At 38.7% G+C, this 19956-nt stretch carries 18 protein-coding genes; 12 read left to right on the top strand and 6 right to left on the bottom strand.

The genetic code is table 11. The features are described 5' to 3' along the window. Positions 1-117: 117 nt before the first annotated feature. The 5 genes from BMW86_RS32180 to BMW86_RS32160 all read left to right on the top strand — a co-directional run bounded on the left by BMW86_RS32180 (position 118) and on the right by BMW86_RS32160 (position 5505). A complete protein-coding gene (locus BMW86_RS32180; RefSeq protein WP_089788077.1) occupies positions 118-936 on the top strand; it encodes an AraC family transcriptional regulator in 819 nt (272 codons plus the stop codon). Positions 937-1219: 283 nt separating this feature from the next. Further along, positions 1220-3670: a family 43 glycosylhydrolase gene (locus BMW86_RS32175; RefSeq protein WP_089788075.1), complete on the top strand. Its 2451-nt coding sequence runs from the start codon at positions 1220-1222 to the stop codon at positions 3668-3670. 10 nt (positions 3671-3680) lie between these two features. Further along, positions 3681-4226, top strand: coding sequence for an alpha/beta hydrolase (locus BMW86_RS32170; RefSeq protein ID WP_089788330.1), 546 nt, complete (start codon positions 3681-3683; stop codon positions 4224-4226). A gap of 368 nt (positions 4227-4594) precedes the next feature. Continuing rightward, positions 4595-5020, top strand: coding sequence for a hypothetical protein (locus BMW86_RS32165; protein WP_089788073.1), 426 nt, complete (start codon positions 4595-4597; stop codon positions 5018-5020). 11 nt (positions 5021-5031) lie between these two features. After that, positions 5032-5505, top strand: coding sequence for a hypothetical protein (locus tag BMW86_RS32160; protein WP_089788070.1), 474 nt, complete (start codon positions 5032-5034; stop codon positions 5503-5505). Between the two features lie 48 nt (positions 5506-5553). Here BMW86_RS32160 and BMW86_RS32155 read toward each other — a convergent pair whose 3' ends face one another. Continuing rightward, a complete protein-coding gene (locus BMW86_RS32155; RefSeq protein WP_089788068.1) occupies positions 5554-6348 on the bottom strand; it encodes a polysaccharide deacetylase family protein in 795 nt (264 codons plus the stop codon). Between the two features lie 300 nt (positions 6349-6648). Between BMW86_RS32155 and BMW86_RS32150 the strand changes: the two genes are divergently transcribed. After that, positions 6649-7236: a hypothetical protein gene (locus BMW86_RS32150; RefSeq protein WP_089788066.1), complete on the top strand. Its 588-nt coding sequence runs from the start codon at positions 6649-6651 to the stop codon at positions 7234-7236. A gap of 31 nt (positions 7237-7267) precedes the next feature. On the opposite strand, the gene BMW86_RS32145 is transcribed toward BMW86_RS32150, so the two are convergent. Further along, positions 7268-7486, bottom strand: coding sequence for a hypothetical protein (locus tag BMW86_RS32145; RefSeq protein ID WP_089788064.1), 219 nt, complete (start codon positions 7484-7486; stop codon positions 7268-7270). 216 nt (positions 7487-7702) lie between these two features. Here BMW86_RS32145 and BMW86_RS32140 point away from each other — a divergent pair, with 216 nt between their 5' ends. Further along, entirely contained in the window at positions 7703-8821 is a 1119-nt protein-coding gene (locus BMW86_RS32140) for an NUMOD1 domain-containing DNA-binding protein (protein ID WP_177189464.1), read from the top strand. 460 nt (positions 8822-9281) lie between these two features. Here BMW86_RS32140 and BMW86_RS32135 read toward each other — a convergent pair whose 3' ends face one another. Then, a complete protein-coding gene (locus BMW86_RS32135) occupies positions 9282-9671 on the bottom strand; it encodes a helix-turn-helix domain-containing protein (protein WP_089788328.1) in 390 nt (129 codons plus the stop codon). 174 nt (positions 9672-9845) lie between these two features. Between BMW86_RS32135 and BMW86_RS32130 the strand changes: the two genes are divergently transcribed. The 5 genes from BMW86_RS32130 (at position 9846) to BMW86_RS32110 (ending at position 13300) form a co-directional block, all read left to right on the top strand. Continuing rightward, a complete protein-coding gene (locus tag BMW86_RS32130; RefSeq protein WP_143056757.1) occupies positions 9846-10211 on the top strand; it encodes a hypothetical protein in 366 nt (121 codons plus the stop codon). Next, the gene (locus tag BMW86_RS32125; protein ID WP_089788057.1) at positions 10198-10464 is read left to right on the top strand and encodes a SymE family type I addiction module toxin; all 267 of its coding nucleotides are present in this window, start codon (positions 10198-10200) and stop codon (positions 10462-10464) included. The genes BMW86_RS32130 and BMW86_RS32125 overlap by 14 nt, the downstream gene beginning before the upstream one ends. 38 nt (positions 10465-10502) lie before the next feature. Next, positions 10503-10784, top strand: coding sequence for a hypothetical protein (locus BMW86_RS32120; protein ID WP_089788055.1), 282 nt, complete (start codon positions 10503-10505; stop codon positions 10782-10784). A gap of 305 nt (positions 10785-11089) precedes the next feature. Next, positions 11090-12100 carry an RNA ligase (ATP) gene (locus BMW86_RS32115; protein WP_089788053.1) on the top strand — a complete coding sequence of 337 codons (1011 nt, stop codon included), beginning with the start codon at positions 11090-11092 and terminating at the stop codon, positions 12098-12100. 222 nt (positions 12101-12322) lie between these two features. Further along, on the top strand, positions 12323-13300 hold the full coding sequence (locus BMW86_RS32110; protein WP_089788051.1) for a lipase family protein: 978 nt from the start codon (positions 12323-12325) through the stop codon (positions 13298-13300). Between the two features lie 30 nt (positions 13301-13330). On the opposite strand, the gene BMW86_RS32105 is transcribed toward BMW86_RS32110, so the two are convergent. The 3 genes from BMW86_RS32105 to BMW86_RS32085 form a co-directional block, all read right to left on the bottom strand. After that, positions 13331-13987, bottom strand: coding sequence for a DUF6266 family protein (locus BMW86_RS32105; RefSeq protein ID WP_089788049.1), 657 nt, complete (start codon positions 13985-13987; stop codon positions 13331-13333). 732 nt (positions 13988-14719) lie between these two features. Continuing rightward, positions 14720-18796: a hybrid sensor histidine kinase/response regulator transcription factor gene (locus tag BMW86_RS32090; RefSeq protein ID WP_089788042.1), complete on the bottom strand. Its 4077-nt coding sequence runs from the start codon at positions 18794-18796 to the stop codon at positions 14720-14722. A gap of 182 nt (positions 18797-18978) precedes the next feature. After that, positions 18979-19866, bottom strand: a complete 888-nt coding sequence (locus BMW86_RS32085) for an AraC family transcriptional regulator (protein WP_089788039.1) — start codon at positions 19864-19866, stop codon at positions 18979-18981. Positions 19867-19956 lie beyond the last annotated feature (90 nt).

The following is a 19956-nucleotide window of genomic DNA, read 5'->3' as shown; positions in this document are numbered from 1 at the left end:
CATATTCACCGCTTACGTGAGCGAACAGGGTTAACCTGTAATTCCCAATCAGGAACCAGGGATCTTTCGGCAGCTTAACTTTCTGACCATTTGGGAGCACAGCATTGAGTTACAAGATTGTTCGACTACAATTATTTTCCTACTCCATGGCATTTCCATCCTGTATATGAACTGGTTCTGGTATTGGAAAGCAAGGGGAAAAGAATTATAGGAGACCGTGTTAGCGAGTTTGGCCCCGGCGATCTCGTGCTATTAGGGCCTAACTTGCCGCATCTTTATCGTAATTATCCGGAGTTCTATTTGACCAATACCGATTTAAGGGCAAAGTCAATAGTTGTGCATTTTGACCAAAAAACTTTCGGCGAGGGATTTTTATCCTTACCAGAAAGCCAAAACCTCAACCAACTTCTGATTAAATCGTCGAAAGGTATTGCAATCACTGGTGCTATAAATAAATCGGTGAGTAAGATGCTTTTTGAAATCCTTGAATTAAACGGTTTGCCCAAATGGCTCAAACTCCTGGAAATTCTGAACAGCTTAGCAGAGTCAAAGAATTTAGGCATTATTACCAATAATGTCATATCTGGCAGAAACGGCGTCGAATCTGAAAGGATGAAAAAGGTACTTAATTTTGTTTATCAGAACTTTCAGGAACAAATCACGATTGACAGAGTTGCGGGAATTGCAAACATGGCGAATAATTCTTTTTCGAGATACTTTAGTCAACGGACCCGGCAATCATTTACAAGTTTTTTAAATGAAATAAGGCTTAGTCATGCAACAAAGCTCCTGATTGAAACGCAAAAAAGCATTCTGGAAATAAGTTTAGTGTGCGGATTCAATAATCTTTCTAACTTCAACTTTCAGTTTAAAATGCGTTATCACCAGAGCCCATTAAATTTCAGGAAACATTATTTGCACATAAATAACTACTGAGTGCTTCTTCCTCAATAAACTATGAAATTTAAGATTAAGAGCTTTTTCACTAGAAATAAATGTTATATTGACACTTTAAGAATTGTTATTTATCTTTGAAGAAGAGTAGAGGTAAATAGATTAGCTTAACATTGTTTACTATCAATTGGGTTCCACGTGCTATGATCACTAATTATATGCACTTCAATATTCCCTTAAACAACATCTAACCGGCAGGAGAGAAGAGAAATTCAGTTAACATGCTGGATTTATCTGAAACATAATTTACAATAATTCTATAAAGATGTACAGGAGTATTATCATTTTAGCTTTAATGCTGTCAGTGAAGCTATCGCATGCACAGGACTTCCCGAAAGTAATTATGCCTGGAGACTACGCCGATCCTTCGATTTTAAGAGATGGAAAGGATTATTACATGACACATTCTCCCTTCTATTATGCTCCCGGATTTCTGATCTGGCATTCACAGGATCTGATGAACTGGGAGCCTGTTTGCCGGGCCGTTCCGGAATATAAAGGCTCAGGCTATGCGCCGGACTTACTCAAGTACAAGAACAGGTATTATATCTATTATCCGGCTGCGGGAACAAATTGGGTAGTTTGGTCAGAGAATATCAAAGGTCCATGGAGTAAGCCGGTAGACCTGAAGGTCAGTGGTATTGATCCCGGACATATTGTTGATGATCAGGGAAACCGGTTCCTGTTTCTCAATGAGGGGGAAGTGATCCGGTTAAATGAAGATGGATTAAGCACTGTGGGAGAGAAAACAAAAGTCTACGATGGCTGGGTTTATCCGAAGAGTTGGATAACGGAATGCATGTGCCTGGAATCTCCCAAATTAAACTATAGAAACGGGTATTATTATATGACATCGGCACAGGGTGGAACCGCAGGACCTGCTACCAGTCATATGGTAGTTAGTGCCAGATCTAAGAGTATAATGGGCCCCTGGGAGAATTCTCCTTATAATCCTATCGTACACACTTATAGCGCCAGCGATAACTGGTGGTCAAAGGGACATGGTACCCTCATCGATGATGTGAACGGCAACTGGTGGATTGTTTATCATGCCTATGCCAATGCTTATCATACCCTGGGCCGGCAAACCCTGATAGAACCTATTGAATGGACCCAGGATGGCTGGTTTCATACCAAAAGTACTGCAACACCGATAGCGCAGGCAACAGCAGTAAAACACGGTCTTGAGCTTTCCGATGATTTTACAGGGCCTGAATTAGGGCTTCAGTGGACTTTCTGGAAAGAATATTCCCCTCAGGCGCTTTCTTTTAAACAACAAAACCTCTTTATTCAAGCGAAAGGAGCAACACCTGCTGATGGGCGTCTGTTGTTGACGACTGCAACAGACAAGAATTATGAATTACAGGTAGAGATCACCGTAGAAAAAGGAAATACCGCAGGCCTGATCCTGTATTATAGTGAGAAAGCATATGCGGGAGTAGTATCTGACGGGAAGACATTTACAATTTATAAAAATGCTGGTGAGAAGATAACTGTGCCCAATAAACTGGGGAAACATTTTATTGCAAAAATCCACAACCATGGCAACAGTGTAGATATAGAAGTAAGTCCGGATGGAAAGGTATGGTCAACATTGATTGAAGACCTGGATGTTTCCGGTTTGAACCATAATAAATTCGGAGGTTTCTTTGCACTACGAATCGGCCTGCTTTCTGCCGGTAACGGTAGCGCAGGGTTTAAACAGTTCCGTTACAGGAACGCTGTTCCGCAGGAAAAGGATATGAGTGCCTACCTGATGGTTTTTCACCGTGATGAAACACATAGTTTACATATGGCATTAAGTCCGGATGGATACCATTTCACAGCATTGAATAATGGTAAACCTGTCATCGCTGGCGATACCATTGCCTTGCAGAAAGGTATTCGTGATCCTCATATTTATCGTGGCCCGGATGGCGCTTTCTATTTAGCAATGACCGACCTGCACATTTATGCACAGGAAGCCGGATATCGTAACACACAATGGGAGCGGGATGGAAAGCTTTACGGCTGGGGTAATAATCGTTCACTGATATTGATGAAATCGTGGGATCTGATTAACTGGAAACGATCTATTATCCGGTTGGACACACTTTCGGCAGGATTGGGAGAAATAGGCTGTGCCTGGGCACCTGAAATTATTTTTGATGAGAACAGGAAGAAGCTGATGATGTACTTCACCATGCGTTTCAGGAATGAGGCCAACAAATTGTACTACGTGTATGTCAACGATGAGTTCAACAAGTTTGAAACCCTACCCCGGCTTTTATTTGAATACCCTAATGAAAAGGTTTCGGCAATTGATGCTGACATTACCAGGGTGGACGGAAAATACCATATGTTTTATGTATCGCATGATGGAGAGGCTGGAATCAAACAAGCGGTTTCAAATAGAATTAATGAAGATTTTGAGTTTGATGCCCGCTGGTACGACCCTGAAGAAAAATCTTGTGAAGCTCCCAATGTATGGAAACGGATTGGAGAACAGAAATGGGTGTTGATGTATGATATTTACGGAATCAATCCGCATAATTTCGGGTTTAGTGAAACCAGTGATTTCATAAATTTTACCAATCTGGGGCATTTCAATGAAGGCGTTATGAAGACTATCAATTTTACATCGCCTAAACATGGTGCGGTCATTCATTTAACAAAACAAGAAGCAGTAAAACTAGCGAAGCACTGGGGGATTTCTTATGAGTCATTAGCTAAATAAATTGATGCATATGAGAAAACAAGTGCTTTTTATACAGGGTGGGGGCGACGATGGTTACAAGGCAGACGTAAACCTGGTAGCATCTCTGCAAAAAGCATTGGGAAAGGATTATCAGATAATCTACCCTCAAATGCAAACGGATGCTGCTGCTCCGGACTTTGGTTGGCTGAAGCAAATTGGAGAAGAAATTGGTAAACTCAGAGACGATGTTATTTTGGTCGCACATTCATTAGGTGCGTCACTTCTGCTGAAATACCTCTCTGAAAATATGATTTCGAAAAAGGCAGCCGGGATTTTTCTGATATCTACTCCATTTTGGACTGGTAAAGAGGAATGGGCACAGGGATTAAAACTTCAAAAAGATTTCGCAAAAAACCTTCCTCCAAATAATCATATCTTCTTTTACCATTGCCGTGACGATGAAGAAATACCGTTTGATCATCTTGCATCTTACAGGGATAAACTTCCATGGGCAACCTTCCGCGAAATTGAAAGCGGCGGACACCAACTAGATAATAATCTTAGTGTAGTAGCAAAGGACATCAAAGACCTATAAATTCATCACGTGGTCATAAATACGTATCTGATAGATAAAAATTTCCATGATGGTTATTAGATATATAAAGCAAAATATGATATCTTCGATTTATTACCTATACCATTATAACCTCCGGATATTTCGTAACGTAGCTATTCTGTTTCCTAACAATTTATAATTAAAAGTATCCGACCACAGATACTTAATGAATGCTCTACATGAATATTTTGCGGCCAAATCAATATATGGAAGCTGTTGGCGATGTGCTTGGAAGCGCTTCAATCTCTAATCGAGTCAGGTATAAGTAAGCCAAGAGGATTAACGCTGCAATTTGGAGAAGGGCCTTATTCCTTTTCAATTTAACCTTTTAAGTACAATAACAAGTAATGCACTTAATCAACCAACTAAGTAAGATTTTAAGACGGATAAACAAACCAGTATTTATATTACCTGTACTTATAGTCTTTGCCTATGTAATAACTGTTAAAGACTGTAATAAAAGGGGCAGGCTTATAAGTAACTTCTCAATCGCAGATGGTATTGTCAAGCACTTTAGTACTAACTCAAGGTCTGCTAATGGTATTGATTATACGTTTGAGATAAATGGAAAATTGTATACTAGTAGTGATGCCTATCCCAATATTAATGGCCAGATAGGTGCAGACTTTACCGGTCACCATTTCCCGGTTGCTTACCAGATTGGAGACACAGGTAATAATACAATGTTGATAGCTCCCGCGAACTTTAAACGGTTTCATATAGCATTTCCGGATAGTCTGTCATGGGTTATAAAATATCTTGATCTCGAATAATAATATTGAATATGAACAACAAAAAATTAACACTCCCATTACTTGTAGTCAGCCTGTTATTCGGTCTAACAACTTCTGCTCAGTTTCGGGTAAATCCGGAACAAAAAAAGATAGCGGCGGCATTCATGTCATACCTTGAACATCACGCGGTAAAAGATGCAGAAAATTTACTGATATCTCCTTCCGTAAAACAACAGGCACAGATCGCGCGTGCTGAAAAGGAGATCGCAAAGATTGTTGGGAAAACAGAATTGAGTATTATACAAGTGGAGCATGGTAATGGTAATCTGTTCAGGGCGAGGTATTGGATAGAGGGAGAGCGATATGATGAATATTATCAGGCCGATATTATCTTTGATAATCCTTCTTCATCAAAGATCAGTAAGGTTAAATTCTTTGGCAGAAAAGAATTAGTGGAAAATGCAAAATGGCGTGAAAAACATAGCAACACACCTCCAGCTCTGCCACCACCTCAAATTCATTGATATAGGATTTCTTCAGATAGAACGCCCCATTACCGGGGCGTTTTTAATTTAAACCTTTTTCGCCCTGCTGGTGCGGATATATTCTGCCACATCTACCATAGGGGCAATCCAGATCTCCCGTTCATGCTCTTTCAGGAAATGGAGTAAAAGACTATGTTCTCTCAGTCCAACATTGAGGCTATGCCCTCCACCTACACCATGGAAAAGAAAGACGAGCAGTGTATGGGTACTCATGGCTTTCTGTACAAGGGCGATCATTTGCTCCGCCGTCTGGCCATTCATGCCAAAGCAGTCAATATTGTCCAGGTTGACTTTTTCAATAGAGTCCAGGGCAGACCGAACGCCTCTGGCAGCAACAAAATCATTGCGTAACCCTGCATAGAAAAAAGAATCTTTTATAGTGAGATCTCCGCAAGGATAGGCAAATGTTCGTTTTGTTTTGCCGTCAATTGCTTGCAGAAGTGTATTGTTCATCCTGATTTCAGCGACAGCTCTGTTAACGGTATACTTGCTAAGGTCATAATCAGCTTGTACAAAGCTGCGTCCCGGAAGACTGCCATCGCAGGGGTGACATAAAGTATGATTTCCCAGCTCATGACCGTGAAGGGCTGCTTTCCGCCATAACTCCATCCGGTTTGCAACAACAGGAGAGGAGCCGATCAGGTAAAAGGTCGCTTTTAACCCCAATGAGTCCAATACTGGTATAGCGTTATCAAGATCTGCATCAATTGCATCGTCATAGGTTAATACCACAGCACATTGTTTGTGATTCCATACATTGGGATTCTGTGCGTGGCCTGACAAAGTTGCCAGGAATGCCATCAGGCTACATATTATTCTCATAATTATAAAAAATAGAATAAATATAACTCTTTAAATAGAGAATGTATGCTATTATAGATGGCGATTTTATAAGATCATTCCGGTAGATTAGGTTATAATATAAATAACTTTTTATAATTCACGAAAAAAGTGTGAGACACTACTATAATCTGGTACTGTATTGATTAACAGATAAATAAGCACCCGGATATTATTACAATACGATCTTCTCCATTTCATATGTGTTTATTTATCCAATTATGAGAAAAACACTATATTCATATAGCTTAAAGACTCCCAATAACCCAAATAATATACCCTATGGAATCGAAAAATTTAGTGTTTAAAAATGGACATTTCTATGATCGGGAAACCAAATCACGAATAGAATTGAAGGATGGTGCTGTATTCTGTATCGTCGCTACTACCTCGGATTTTATTTCACCTCTCCCTGCCGGGACTCCTTTTGTTGAAGAACTAGATAGTAAAAAGAAGGAGGCGCAAGTGAAAAAGGATTCAGACCTTGGTAAGTATAAGAAAGTTTATAACAAAGGTGATTTTCTCTATTTTTCTATTCAACGTCAGGTTGACGAAAAAAAGATTATCCATGAATTCGAAGTGGAACTACAAGAGGATCTTTATTTCCATTTTAAGACTAAATGGAAAGTGCCTGAGGACAAATTATTTGATTGTGCATGTATAGTTAGACGTAACATTTCGAATACAATAGAATTTTTTGAGGAAATACACGGAGGCTCTTTAAATGAAGTATATAAGAGTACGTTCGTTCACTTTTTTGGTAATGAAGGAAATCCTGCCTGCAATGCTATGGATAGGTTTTATGATGCTCCTGGCAGTGATGAAAAGGACTCAATCAGTCGTAAAAGGGACACCTACGCCGTAATGTGACAAGCCTATTCCGAGCTAAAATACGGGAAGATTATGTGTTTACTTCTACTTGTGAGGTTATCACATTTGCTTGTTTAATCTCTAATTTCATGGACTCCTTTATCATCATATCTATGATTTCACTAAGCTGCTTCCAAAGTACTGTTACGATGGTAGCATCCCTCCTGTAGAACCCGACAGAACGTACCGCTTTTTTCTGATGCTCGTTGTTTGATATGTCCGTACTCATCATGCTTAACAGGATGTTCATGCACATCGATATTCAACTGGTGGTTGTCCACCTCCTCTTCATCACCACATACTAAATTGTTCATTACGTTAACATTACATTAAGATATTAGTCGGAAGTTATTTTTAACTTCCAATCCTGACTTACTTTATGCAGGAACTGATCTATTGTATAAAGATGAACGTCAAAAGCTGCCTTTGCTATTTGAAGGTCGGGCAAGATATTAATCATCTACATATGTCTAAAACGTATCCATATCAAAATCGTTCATTAAAAGATATAAAAGGAGAAAAATGGGAAGATATCCCCGGGCTGGACGGATATTTTCTCATTTCCAGTTTTGGAAGGATAAAGAGAATGGAAAGAGAGCAGATTCATTCTAATGGCTTTATACAAACTATTCCTGAAAAGATATTGGCTACCAAACCAGGGAAGCTGCTTAATAAATTTATAGGGGATTATATCTATCAACTTACAGGCTGTCTGCGAATTAGTAATAGATCATACTCTTTTTCAATAAAGCGATTGGTTTACTGCTGCTTCGTGAAAGAGTTTGCATTGGATGATTCTTTGGTTGAGATTACGACCAAAAATGGTAATGGTCTGGATATTCGGCCAGGTAATTTAAAAATGATAAAAGCCGTTGAGAAAACCCGCATTGCTTTTGATAAAGGGCGTGCAATAAGTCAATGGCTTTTTTGTGATAGGAGTAATGCAATCCGGGCACGCATGGCGGTCAGCTGCAAAGAAGTATCCCAATATGATCAAAGGGGAATACTCATTAAAACTTATTCGAGTATCATGGACGCTAGTCGGTCTACAGGTATTGATAATAGCGGTATTAGTCGCATAGCTCGTGGTCATGGGTATATATACGGAGGGTTTTATTGGCGGTATGGTGCAGCCAGTAAAATTGAAGTTGAAGAAAAGCTGACAGAAACATACCATAAGAACCTTACAGACAAGATAGGGGTAAAGGTAACACAGTATGACCTTTCTGGAAAAAAACTGGGACAGTATCCGTCGATGGTGGATGCACAAATAGCTACTGGTACAAGTGCCAAAGGTATCAAGTTGATGCTAAAGGGTATTTATAAGACCGCTGGTGGCTGTTTTTGGAAAAAAGGATATGGAGAAGAACAAATTGATTTATCCGGTTATAAATGGGGAAGCGAATCAGCCTCCATCTGGAAATCTAAAAAAGTTGAACAATATACACCAGAAGGTAAATTCATTCGATCCTTTAATAGCCTTCAAGAAACTGCTTCCATTGTACAGGTAACTGCTGCCTATATTTCTTTAGCCTGTAAAGGCAACCGTATCTATAAAGGATATAGATGGCGTTTTGCAAAATAACAGAGCTATGTTCTCTCTTAAAATATAGAGAAATGGATATAAGCACAACCAGTGAGGACCCTTTAAAAAGTTAAAACTGTATGTTACCTTTTATGAAATTAACTTTTTCATGCACATGGATTTTAAATTTATATAACAAGCCGCCAAACAAGGGAGCTTGTTATAGATATGGAAAGGGTAGTAAGCATCATTACCTGAATGGTCCAATCATTTCGATTGTATAGATCTGGATAAAGTAATCGGTGGAGGGTTATAGTAAAATTCAGCCTTAATTAATTTGTGCCTAAATCAATTTAAGGTATATTTAAAAAGGTGACTAAAATTGTAAATAACCATTGTTAACTAAACAAAGCATGTAAATTTATTATTCCATAACAAAAAAGCCCTGGCAGTTAGCCAGGGCTTCTTTGTTATGCACAACATCTTACTGAGGAATAATCCTATAATAGCATCTCATAGTTTATTTTCCAATCTTCTCCAACAACTTCTCAATCAACGCGTCTTTTTTATTTATTTCTTGTTGAAGGACTTCTACGAGTTTGTCAGCAGTGTTAAACGTGCAAAAGTTATTTGTACAACCTACAGGAGCATAATTAACACTATTATCATTAAAAGAATTGATATAGTTGACAGCAGCTTCTTCACTAAAATTCTTAATAGCTTCCGGAGAAACGCCAAGTGCTTTGCTAACCTCAACTAATACCTTTGGGTCAATAACTTCTTTCGCTTCCAATAAGGAAATTTTCTGTTGATTCCAGTCTTTACCTAGTTTGTCAGCTAAGAGATCTTGCTTCATATCAAGGGTTTCTCGGATGCGTCGTATATTTTTCCCTTCATGTATCTTATTCATAGTGGTAGTTATAATGATAACAAATATATAGAAAAAACAACGGTAAAATACCCAAAATTTCATGTATTAAACAAACCAAGGCTTGTAAAATACATACATAAAATGTAGAATACAAAAATGATGTTTGCTTACTTTGATTATCAAATTAATTGTGTTAACCAAAAACCTATACATATGATCACTGAAAATGAAATTACGGACAACGAAATCTATGTGCCGATGTTCATGGATTATGAAAAATTAAGGATTGACCAATTATTCCCGGAGGTTCCCTATTCATCAAATCCATTACTGGACATTTATAAGCGAATAAAACAGTTACCAGTTTATATTCGGAAAATATTCCAGGATAAATTTAATTGGACACTTGTAAGATTCTACAGGAAAATGCAATGCTCTTCTGACCGTTTTGATATTATTTATAGTGAACTGAAATTTAATGAAAGAAGGAAGGTAATAATAATAACTATTGATTGTTTGCAAACCTTCATCGATTACTTGAAACGTGAATATATAAACGAAATAAATGGTCAGGGCTAAAAATATGCTAACAGCCGCCGGAATTTCTATTTCTCGTTGCTTCTTTAATTTGGCTAAATCTGTAAGTATTATGACATATAAAACAAGAAAGACCAAAATTCAAACTAAAACGGCATACAGAAAGTGGAGTAATAAACAAGTACCATGGATTTCATTTGCCGGAATCTATATACAAGAAGCAGGATTTAAAGATGGTGATACATGTGAGATAAAAGTACGTAGGAACCAACTTGTGATTACTAAGCGTAAATAACAATTTCTGTGATTCCATAGTCAAAACTATAAGGTAGAATGAAAAAACATATAAAGAAACTCATGAAAAGCAATCTTGTACTGCCGCCTTACCTTGTTCCATACAAAGATGCGATGTATCAGGATCATTTTGACCTAAACCATATAAGATTTGAAAAGTGGTGGCTTAAATCACGCCCGGTAGTTGATAAGCCTATGCCCGTAACGCCTGTTCGTAGCCCTTCAGCTACTGAATATGTTGATATGGATAAAATAAAGAAGGAAAAGCGGGATAAACAGGTATCTTATAAAGTTGATAATGGCTGGTTTGGCGAGTGGTAAGAGATAAAAATCAGGGCAGTATTTTCCTTCCCAAATGCTATATCCAATGATAATATAGAAAAAATATCATCTATAATTTTGTCATTACAGGAAAAACTCTCAACTTCGCACTGTTAAAATAAATTTCGAAAAGAAGATATGAAGCATACTCAGTTACATACCACATCCAAAAACAGGTTTATGCAGGCAGGAGGTTATCTCTTTTGCGGGCTGTGTTATGCGATGGAATAGGTTTATAACTGATTCAATATAACATTTGCCCCGCAAGAGATTGCGGGGCTTTTTTTTGCCTAATACGATTTAAAATGAGAAAGTTAGCAAGTATCCAAAGAATCAAACACCTGGAAAGTATTGAAGGTGCAGATGCCATTGAAAAAGCCCAGGTACTGGGATGGCAGCTTGTAGTAAAGAAAGGAGAATTTAAAAAGGGTGATCTATGCATTTATTGTGAGATCGATAGCCTGATGCCCGACAAACCAGCATTTGAGTTCTTAAGACCGAGGGGGATGAGGATTAGAACAGTAAGACTCCGTGGACAAGTATCCCAGGGGATTGCGCTGCCTTTGTCTTTTTTGCCGGATGGGTTTAATGCAGAAGAAGATACTGACTGTACTGAGATAATGGGAATTATCAAGTACGAACCGGCTCTTCCTGCTAATTTGAGCGGCATAGCAAAAGGTAAATTCCCTTCTTTTATTCCAAAAACAGATGAAACAAGAGTACAGGTATTACAAACCGTATTAGATAAATACCAGGGAGAAAGATGCTATATCACTGAGAAACTGGATGGTAGCAGTACCACTTATTTTATCAATAACGGAGAGTTTGGTGTTTGTAGTCGTAATCTCGAATTACTTGAAAATGAAGATAACAGTTTGTGGAAGGTAGCCAGACAATTAGATATTGAAAATAAACTGCGGTCACTGGGAGGGAACTATGCCCTTCAGGGAGAATTAGTAGGAGAGGGTATTCAAAGTAACAAACTAAAGCTAAAGGGGCAGCATATACGCTTTTTCAATGCTTTTGATATTGACAGATCTGAATATCTGCAGTTTGAACAATTTACAGCATTGCTTGCCAGGCTGGAATTGCCATCTGTTCCTGTTATTTCAACCAGTTATGAACTGGTGAATGATATAGATGCGCTTGTGGCAATGGCGACCATCAAAAGTACAGTATGTCCTGAAGTATGGGCAGAAGGCATTATCATTCGTCCCATGGTTGAAAAGATTGAAATGTCCAACGATTATTTCATACATGGCAGGATTACTTTTAAAGCGATTAATCCTGAGTTTCTGTTAAAGTATGGAGAATAATATAAAATCCTGTCAGATGAAAGTCTAACAGGATTTTATGTTATACCCTGTTTTCACTTGCCAGGCTACCAACTTAAACCCATTGTTATATTGCTATTGTAGGAATAAAATAAGCCGGAAAATTAGTAATTTAGTTACGATAAAACCCTAAAAACTCAAAATAACAATTAAGTATTTGTGAACTACGCCCTCAGTATTTTTCACTTTTAAAACCCAATACAAATGACCTCAAATCAATCCGGTCTTGCACAAACTGCCGTAATGCTTTCAGCTGTGACTTATAGCAGCAATCCCCAACAGGATATTGATACACTTTTGCCTGGTTGGAGTATAGTCTGGGACGGTATTCAGACATCAGATGGTAATTATGCTTTTATCGCTACAGATCCGTCAGCGGAATATTATGCACTAGCTGTCAGAGGCTCCTTACCACCTTTTGATATTTTTGACAACTGGGATGCGTTTGCTAACTGGATACTGGAAGACCTTGACGTAATAACGCAGGTCAGTTGGCCTTATTCAGGCAGTGACAATGCTCTGATCAGCCAGGGTGCTTATACCTCTTTCAAGAATGTTTTAAACATGCAGGACCAGTTAGGTTCCGGACAGCTCATCTTCGACTATCTGAAAAACAATGCTGTTATTCCCGGGAAACAAATAATCATCACCGGGCATAGTCTTGGAGGCAATATTGCCAATGTATATACATCCTATTTTGTTACAAGTATAACACAAGAGGGATATACATCAGACAATACCTCTTTGTTTACATTCGCAGCTCCCGCAGCGGGTAATAGTGATTTTGCTACAGATCTGGATAACAAGATATCCAATGCATGGCATTATGAGAATGCTAACGATATTGTACCAAAATTCCCGGCTTCTTTTTCCGTTCTGCTGACTGCTTTCTTATTTGATCCTGCTCCTGCTGCCTCACAGATCACCATAAGCTATGAGGGGGTCACCATCAGTTTACGTGAGGCCTTTATCCTGCTGGCCGGTATATTCTATTGTTACGGTTACCAGCAACAGGCCCTCAACTATACGGTATTCCCGAATGCGCTGGATGAAAACTATCAGAGCAATACCCTGGAAGACTGGTTTGACCAGGCAGGCGCTCAGCATGCATTGAGTAATTACGCCAGCTATTTAGGTGTAACACTGGGAAGCCAGTTGGCCAAACAAAGCAGTATAATCTGAAAAAAGGAGAAGGATTAGTCAGTTTAATGACTAATCCTTCTTCTTCAATATAAAATTTCCTGTATAAATACTATCCGAACAGCTCATCCCATTTTCAGCAATAAATGCCAGATAGGTTTCAACAGCAACATCTCTTCCCCAGGTATTAACCGGCAAAATCAGTTGATCTGTCCCCTTAACTCTCTGTGCACCAAAAAGGACATAGACGGCTTCATTTAAAACAGGTGAATAGGCCAGCAGCATTACCCGGTCATAGGCATGCGGATAGCTATAATGCGGCGTCCACGTAAAAGTCAGTTTATCATCCTCTATTGTGGCTGTAGCATGGGTACCCTTTATATCTATTGGTCCTACAGCAGTTTTTACCGCTGCATAATCTATTGTAAAATTGGGATATTCCCCTGTGATCGCATTTTTAATATGCCAGCCAACTGCTGCACCGATTGCACTATACGTTTTTCCTATAGCAGCATAGGCAAATCCCGTTTTTATAAAATCTGTAAATGCTCCTAAGAAGTTTTGTACGATCTTCATTTTCTGTCTGCAGGCCAGCTGTTTTTCAGTAGGGGGTTTCGTACTCTTTATGCGGCGTGTGCGATATATTAGCTGCCCCCTGAACATATACCCTTCGATATTGCCTATTGCTCCTGTAATGCCGCCCAGGAGGCCATTTTTTAAACGTGCCATGATAATGTATTTTTAAATTTTGTCAATACTTATGCTACATGGGTTAAATCAGGGTTAACTGTAGCTGATTAAGACAAATTGGATGTGTTTTTCAACAAGTGGTAAGCGTCCTTTCCTTCCTTCAATTCGTGTTGCGAAATTAAGACCAATATGTGTAATTTATCTACACAGACCCAATATTTAACAGAATTTTTAGTTCAAATTGTGAGAGTGTGTTCGGGGAGTCTGTATGTAGAACAGACGTTGATCATACCTTGGTCATACCTTGAACATACTTATAGCACATTATTCTGTTCAATATATGATAAACGTATGTTCTACGTGTGGCACAGATATAGACTCCCCAAACACTCCATCATTATTGAACAAATCCTTCTGAAAATCATTCACTTGTAACATTCCACACCATAATTTGCAACATTTGTCCCCCAATTTAAGACGGTATAGCAATAGTTTTACGGCCATTAAATAAGCGGTGAATTGTTGTAAATACTGCATGGTTCGTAAAAAAAACTCGATTTCCATACCTATGAATTTCACAAGAAGAAAAGTCAAAGAGGAATTCTCATTTTTAGGACTTCCATTAGCGGTGCTGTTTTATGCATCCTGTAGTAAAAAAGAGAGTACCGTTGTTACCCCGCAATTATCCGTATCTCCATCTCAGGCTTCATTGCCTGCAGATGGGGGTACAACGGATTTAACCGTCACCGGTAATTTTACAAAGTGCTGTCCTTAGGCATTTTTGTTTCTGATATTTGTTACATATTGTGAAGGGGTAATCTTAAATTCTTCCTTAAAAGACTTAGTGAAAACCTTGGGATCATTAAATCCTACCTGATATGCTATTTCGGCAATAGACATTCCACTTTTTTCCAATAACTGAGCCGCTCTTTTCAAACGGATCGAACGGATAAAGTCATGCGGTGACCTCCCTGTAAGCGATAGTATCTTCCTGTATAAGGTAACACGGCTCATACACATTTCACGGCTGAGATCTTCCACCGAAAAATCGGAGTTGTCGATTTCTTTTTCAACAGCATCCAAAGCCTGTTTCAGGAACTTTTCATCCACGGGCGTTATGGTAACTTCTCCGGGATTGACCTCAATTTGCTTTTGGAACCTTTTCTGCAATAATTTTTGCTGCACAAGCAAATTTCTGATGCGTGAAGCCAGAATCTCAAAAGTGAAAGGTTTGGTAATGTAATCATTTGCACCCGCTTTCAAACCCTCCAGTTGTTTTTCTTCACTTCCCATAGCTGTAAGCAAAATGATAGGGATATGGGCCGTTAACGTTTCAGTTTTAATTTTCCTCACCAGTTCTACTCCGTCCATTACGGGCATCATAACGTCGCTCACCACAAGATCAGGATTTAACAGTTTTATTTTTTCCCAGCCTTCTTTACCGTTCGTAGCTTCTTCAATATAATATTCCTCTTTCAGACTGTCCTTTAAATAAAAGCGCAGGTCTTCATTGTCTTCCACTATCATTATTGTTTTCTTCTTACCGCTCTTTTCACTTTCTTCAGATATCATTTCTGTTTGGGGCAGGGTAAGGGCGGTCCCTGCTGAATATTCATAAATCTTTTTAGCTGGAAGTAAAACGGTGAAACAGGCGCCTTTATCCGGTTCGCTTTTTACAGTGATGATACCGTTATGTAATTTTACAAACTCTTTTGTGATGGCGAGGCCAATACCAGACCCCTGGTTCATCATGCTTTCAGGTACATCCGTTTGAAAGAACCGTTCGAAGATCTGTTCCTGTTGATCAGCAGGTATTCCAATGCCTGTATCTTTTACTGCTATGGCAAGCGTTCCATCGCCCTCATCACTATATGTAAGGTTTACGTCCACCATACCATTATCATGGGTATATTTAAAAGCATTGGAAAGCAGGTTGAATAAGATCTTTTCAACCTTATCCTTGTCGAAATAGATTTCCAGGTTCTCAATGTTAGCCGAGAATGAAAATTGGATCTTTTTCTTTTCTACAATATCTACAAATGAATAACTGATATCCCTGCTAAATGCGACAATATCGCCTATTGAAGGACATAATTTTATACCCTGTACCTCAATCTTTCTGAAATCGAGCAGCTGGTTTACCAGGTTCAGTAATCGTTTGGCATTCCGGTGCACGAGATTTAACTGTTTTTTCTGGTCTTCATCAGCTGTTTGTTTAATAATTCTGTCTAACGGTGTAATGATGAGGCTCAACGGCGTACGGAATTCATGACTTACATTAGTGAAAAAGTTTGTTTTTAACTGTTCCATTGCATGCGTTCTTTCAACCTCTCTACGTTGTTGCTGCACTTCGAAGCGCATGTGAATTCTGTCTAAAGTAATACGCCGGGCAAGTAAAAACAATCCCGCAGCAATTAATGCATAAATAATATATGCGATGGGGGATAGCCAGAATGGCGGTTCAATCCTGATCCGCAAATTTTTAACATCACTCCAGGAACCATCTCTGTTTAAAACCTTTACTTTAAAAATATAATGACCGGGATTAATGTTTGTATAAGTTGCTTTTCTCTGGTTGCCATCAGTATATAACCACTCTGAATTAAAACCTTCCAGCATGTATGCATATTTATCATGGGCGCTGTGGACAAAGTCGAGTGACGCAAATTCAATAGAGAAATCGTTTTCCTGATATTTCAGGTCAATACCCTTAAGCTTTGATAAAGGTTGTTGCAATAAAACCCGGTTATTGATCAGTTTTCCCGGTTCAACATCTCTGTTTAATATCTGCAAACCGGTGAAAACAATTTTAGGATGATAAACAGGGTTTTGAATTTTATCAGGATCAATGATGTTAAAACCGGAAGGTCCACCGAATATCAATTCGCCGGCCCTTGTTTTGAGCGAGGCATTTTCATTGAATTCGCGCTTCTGAAGGTTGTTCATCTCATCGTAACTAACAATGACAAAACCAGCACTGTCTTCTTTTTGTTTTGGAATGACATTACACAATCCATTAGGTATAGAAAGCCAAAGAGTGTGATGATTGTCTTCAAGAATATCGAATATCAGATTATCGGGCAGGCCATCTTCGGTAGTAAATATTTTGAATTTTTTTGTTTGCTCATTAAACAGGTTTAAACCCTCCCGGCTTCCTATCCAGATTCTGCCCTTACTATCTTCTAAGAGACAGGTTATACTATTGTTGCTCAAACTGTTTTTATCGTTTGTATGCTGATAAAAAACAGGAGTACTTTTATCCTTTTCGAAAATAACGATTCCGGCATCAGTTCCAATCCATAAATTGCCCTTTCTGTCTTGTAAGATAGCAGATACAGAATAGAAGGGTAAAGCCCCCGGCTTGTTTTTATAATGGTCAAACTGTTTTGTTTCTCTGTTAAAACGGTCCAATCCACCGCTCAAAGTACCTATCCATAAATGTTGATCCTTGTCTTCAAATATTTCCCATACATTATCATCTGCCAAACTTGAAGTGTCATGGTCATCATGCCTGTAGTGAGTGAACTTCTTGCCGTCGAAACTATTGAGGCCTCCTAAGTAAGTACCAATCCAAAGTATACCATCCCGGCTGATACACAAGCTTACAATTACGTCATTACTCAGGCTGTTGTTATTGTTTGGATCGTGCAGGTATTGTGTGAAAGTATTATTTTTTCTATCAAAATAAATTAGTCCTCCGCCATTGGTCCCAATCCAGATATTACCTGACCTGTCTTCAACAAAACGGTTTATATCATCGTATTGAAGACTCTTTGCATTCAGTTCCTGGTGATGGTAATACGGAAATTGTACTATGTTGTTATTCAGATAATTTATTCCCTGCTTGTAAGTTCCCAGCCAGATAATCCCCTGATCATCTTTATAGATATTATTGATACTGTTTTGGCTGATACTCTTCGGCTCATCGGGATTGTTCAGAAGATAACTGGTACTGAAATTCTTATTTTTGTCGATCAATGTTACCCCTCCCTGGTCTGTCCCTATCCAGATCAAGCCATTATTATCCTGAACAATCTGACTTACTACATCTGAATTCAATCTCGACGGAAACGAATTTTTATTAAACTGCCTGATTGTATTATCCTGCGGATGAAAAAGAAAAACGCCACAGGTATAACACCAAATCCAGATATCACCATCTGCGTCTATAAAAAAATTCTCAAAAGCATTTCCCTTATACCGTTCCTGTAAAGCAGTGCTGGAAAAAACAGCTTTATCCTTTTTTATATCATATTCCTGCAAAAATCCATTTTGATATACCAGCCATATCTTTCCATCTTTTGTTTCTTTAATGGAGGTTATTTTTTCCGAAGGATACAATGTCTGCTGTTGGCTGAATTGTTTTGCACTTTTATCAGTAACTGAATACACATATAAACCCATATCGTAGTAGAGGAACCAGTATCTGCCGTTGTTCCCTTTAACGATACTCCTGATGGAACCAGCAGGCAAACCGAGAGAATGTAAATAGTCACGGTAACCGGCACTAAATTTTTCTGTGTCGGGATTATAAATACAAGGTCCTCCCATTGTGGATACCCACATCTTTCCGTCCGGAAGCTCATAGAGTCCCGAGACATTATTATCCAAAAGCGAAGAGCTGTCACTGTGGTTTTTCCGGAATACCCTGCAAGAATATCCATCATAACGGTTAAGGCCCGACATAGTTCCAAACCATAAAAATCCGTCAGGATCTTTTAGTATGCTATATACCCGGTTATGAGAAAGGCCGGTATAAGTATTTAGCTTTGAAAAGTTATAGTAATTACTTTGCGCCAAAGCCGTAAACGATTGCAATGCACAGACAAACCAGAAAAGAAAACGCATCAAAACGTGTTTTAACTTAGGGTAGACTTTGCGCTATTTAGCGGAAAACCAGGTTCCTTCTTACAGCAAAATAAGGATTTAATTTAATAAAGATGGAAATACGATCTCTTTGAAAAGAGTCGCTCAGTTATTAGGAAAAATCTGGATATCTATTTCTGAAATGAACTAAACAGAAAAGATCTCTATACAAACGTTCTCACTCCTGATGAAGATGTATATGCCTGTCTGAATTCTTTCGGTGTACAGTCTTTCTTTTTTTTGAAAATACGATTGAAGTTCGAGATATTATTGAACCCACATTTATAAGCTATTTCGTGAATGCCATGAGTAGTTTCTATCAGCATACGGGATGCATGCCCCAGGCGTATTTCAATAAGCGTATCCACGAATGTTTTTCCGATCTTCATTTTGAAGAAGCGACTGAAAGACACATCTGTCATTGCGGCAATTTTTGCTGCCTCACTCAGGTTGACAGTTTTATCGAAATTATCATTCAGGTATTTCATGATCTTCTCGATCCGCCGGCTGTTATAGGATAATGTTTCCGTATTACGGAAACTGGCATCTGATAATACACGCATATTACGGGAGATGGAAAGATCATGTAGTATAGACATCAGCTCCAGCACAGAATCAAATCCTTGTTTTTGTGGCAGCAATATCAGCCTGGGCATAATGCCTGTGACAGTTTCCCGGGAGAAGAGGATTCCCCGTAAAGAGCGTTCAAGCATACCCCGGATGAAGGTCATCTGGTTACGTTGCAGGAATCTGTCATCAAACAGATCACGGTGAAATTGTATCGTAATTTCTTTCATGATACCACCCTGATGTTTATTATTGAACCAGCCATGTTGCAGATTGGGACCTACCAATGCCAGTTCCAGATCTCCAATCTCTTCCATATGATCCCCAATGATACGTTTCGCCCCCGTCCCATACTGAATAAAATTCAGTTCAAATTCTTCGTGATAATGTAATGGAAAGTCAAACGCCGTCTTTTCTCTTGCAAAGAGTGTAAAGCAATCATTTTGTGTAAGTGGTGTTATTTCCCTTAACAGCTTTTCTCTCATAATTAAAAGATTAGGAGTGCAATATATTCCGTTTCCTGCAATTAAAGCATAGTAATGATGTAATAAAGTATTAATTAAGAATAATGCAGT

Source organism: Chitinophaga sp. YR573, from assembly GCF_900110995.1.
Lineage (GTDB): Bacteria > Bacteroidota > Bacteroidia > Chitinophagales > Chitinophagaceae > Chitinophaga.
This window is presented reverse-complemented; position numbering and strand designations above follow the sequence as displayed.

Bases quoted from the DNA above. Each gene is read 5' to 3' on its own strand.
- BMW86_RS32175 (WP_089788075.1), top strand. From the start codon at position 1,220: ATGTACAGGAGTATTATCATTTTAGCTTTAATGCTGTCAGTGAAGCTA.
- BMW86_RS32170 (WP_089788330.1), top strand. From the start codon at position 3,681: ATGAGAAAACAAGTGCTTTTTATACAGGGTGGGGGCGACGATGGTTAC.
- BMW86_RS32165 (WP_089788073.1), top strand. From the start codon at position 4,595: ATGCACTTAATCAACCAACTAAGTAAGATTTTAAGACGGATAAACAAA.
- BMW86_RS32160 (WP_089788070.1), top strand. From the start codon at position 5,032: ATGAACAACAAAAAATTAACACTCCCATTACTTGTAGTCAGCCTGTTA.
- BMW86_RS32155 (WP_089788068.1), bottom strand. From the start codon at position 6,348: ATGAGAATAATATGTAGCCTGATGGCATTCCTGGCAACTTTGTCAGGC.
- BMW86_RS32150 (WP_089788066.1), top strand. From the start codon at position 6,649: ATGGAATCGAAAAATTTAGTGTTTAAAAATGGACATTTCTATGATCGG.
- BMW86_RS32145 (WP_089788064.1), bottom strand. From the start codon at position 7,486: ATGAACATCCTGTTAAGCATGATGAGTACGGACATATCAAACAACGAG.
- BMW86_RS32140 (WP_177189464.1), top strand. From the start codon at position 7,703: ATGTCTAAAACGTATCCATATCAAAATCGTTCATTAAAAGATATAAAA.
- BMW86_RS32135 (WP_089788328.1), bottom strand. From the start codon at position 9,671: ATGAATAAGATACATGAAGGGAAAAATATACGACGCATCCGAGAAACC.
- BMW86_RS32130 (WP_143056757.1), top strand. From the start codon at position 9,846: ATGATCACTGAAAATGAAATTACGGACAACGAAATCTATGTGCCGATG.
- BMW86_RS32125 (WP_089788057.1), top strand. From the start codon at position 10,198: ATGGTCAGGGCTAAAAATATGCTAACAGCCGCCGGAATTTCTATTTCT.
- BMW86_RS32120 (WP_089788055.1), top strand. From the start codon at position 10,503: ATGAAAAAACATATAAAGAAACTCATGAAAAGCAATCTTGTACTGCCG.
- BMW86_RS32115 (WP_089788053.1), top strand. From the start codon at position 11,090: ATGAGAAAGTTAGCAAGTATCCAAAGAATCAAACACCTGGAAAGTATT.
- BMW86_RS32110 (WP_089788051.1), top strand. From the start codon at position 12,323: ATGACCTCAAATCAATCCGGTCTTGCACAAACTGCCGTAATGCTTTCA.
- BMW86_RS32105 (WP_089788049.1), bottom strand. From the start codon at position 13,987: ATGGCACGTTTAAAAAATGGCCTCCTGGGCGGCATTACAGGAGCAATA.
- BMW86_RS32090 (WP_089788042.1), bottom strand. From the start codon at position 18,796: ATGCGTTTTCTTTTCTGGTTTGTCTGTGCATTGCAATCGTTTACGGCT.
- BMW86_RS32085 (WP_089788039.1), bottom strand. From the start codon at position 19,866: ATGAGAGAAAAGCTGTTAAGGGAAATAACACCACTTACACAAAATGAT.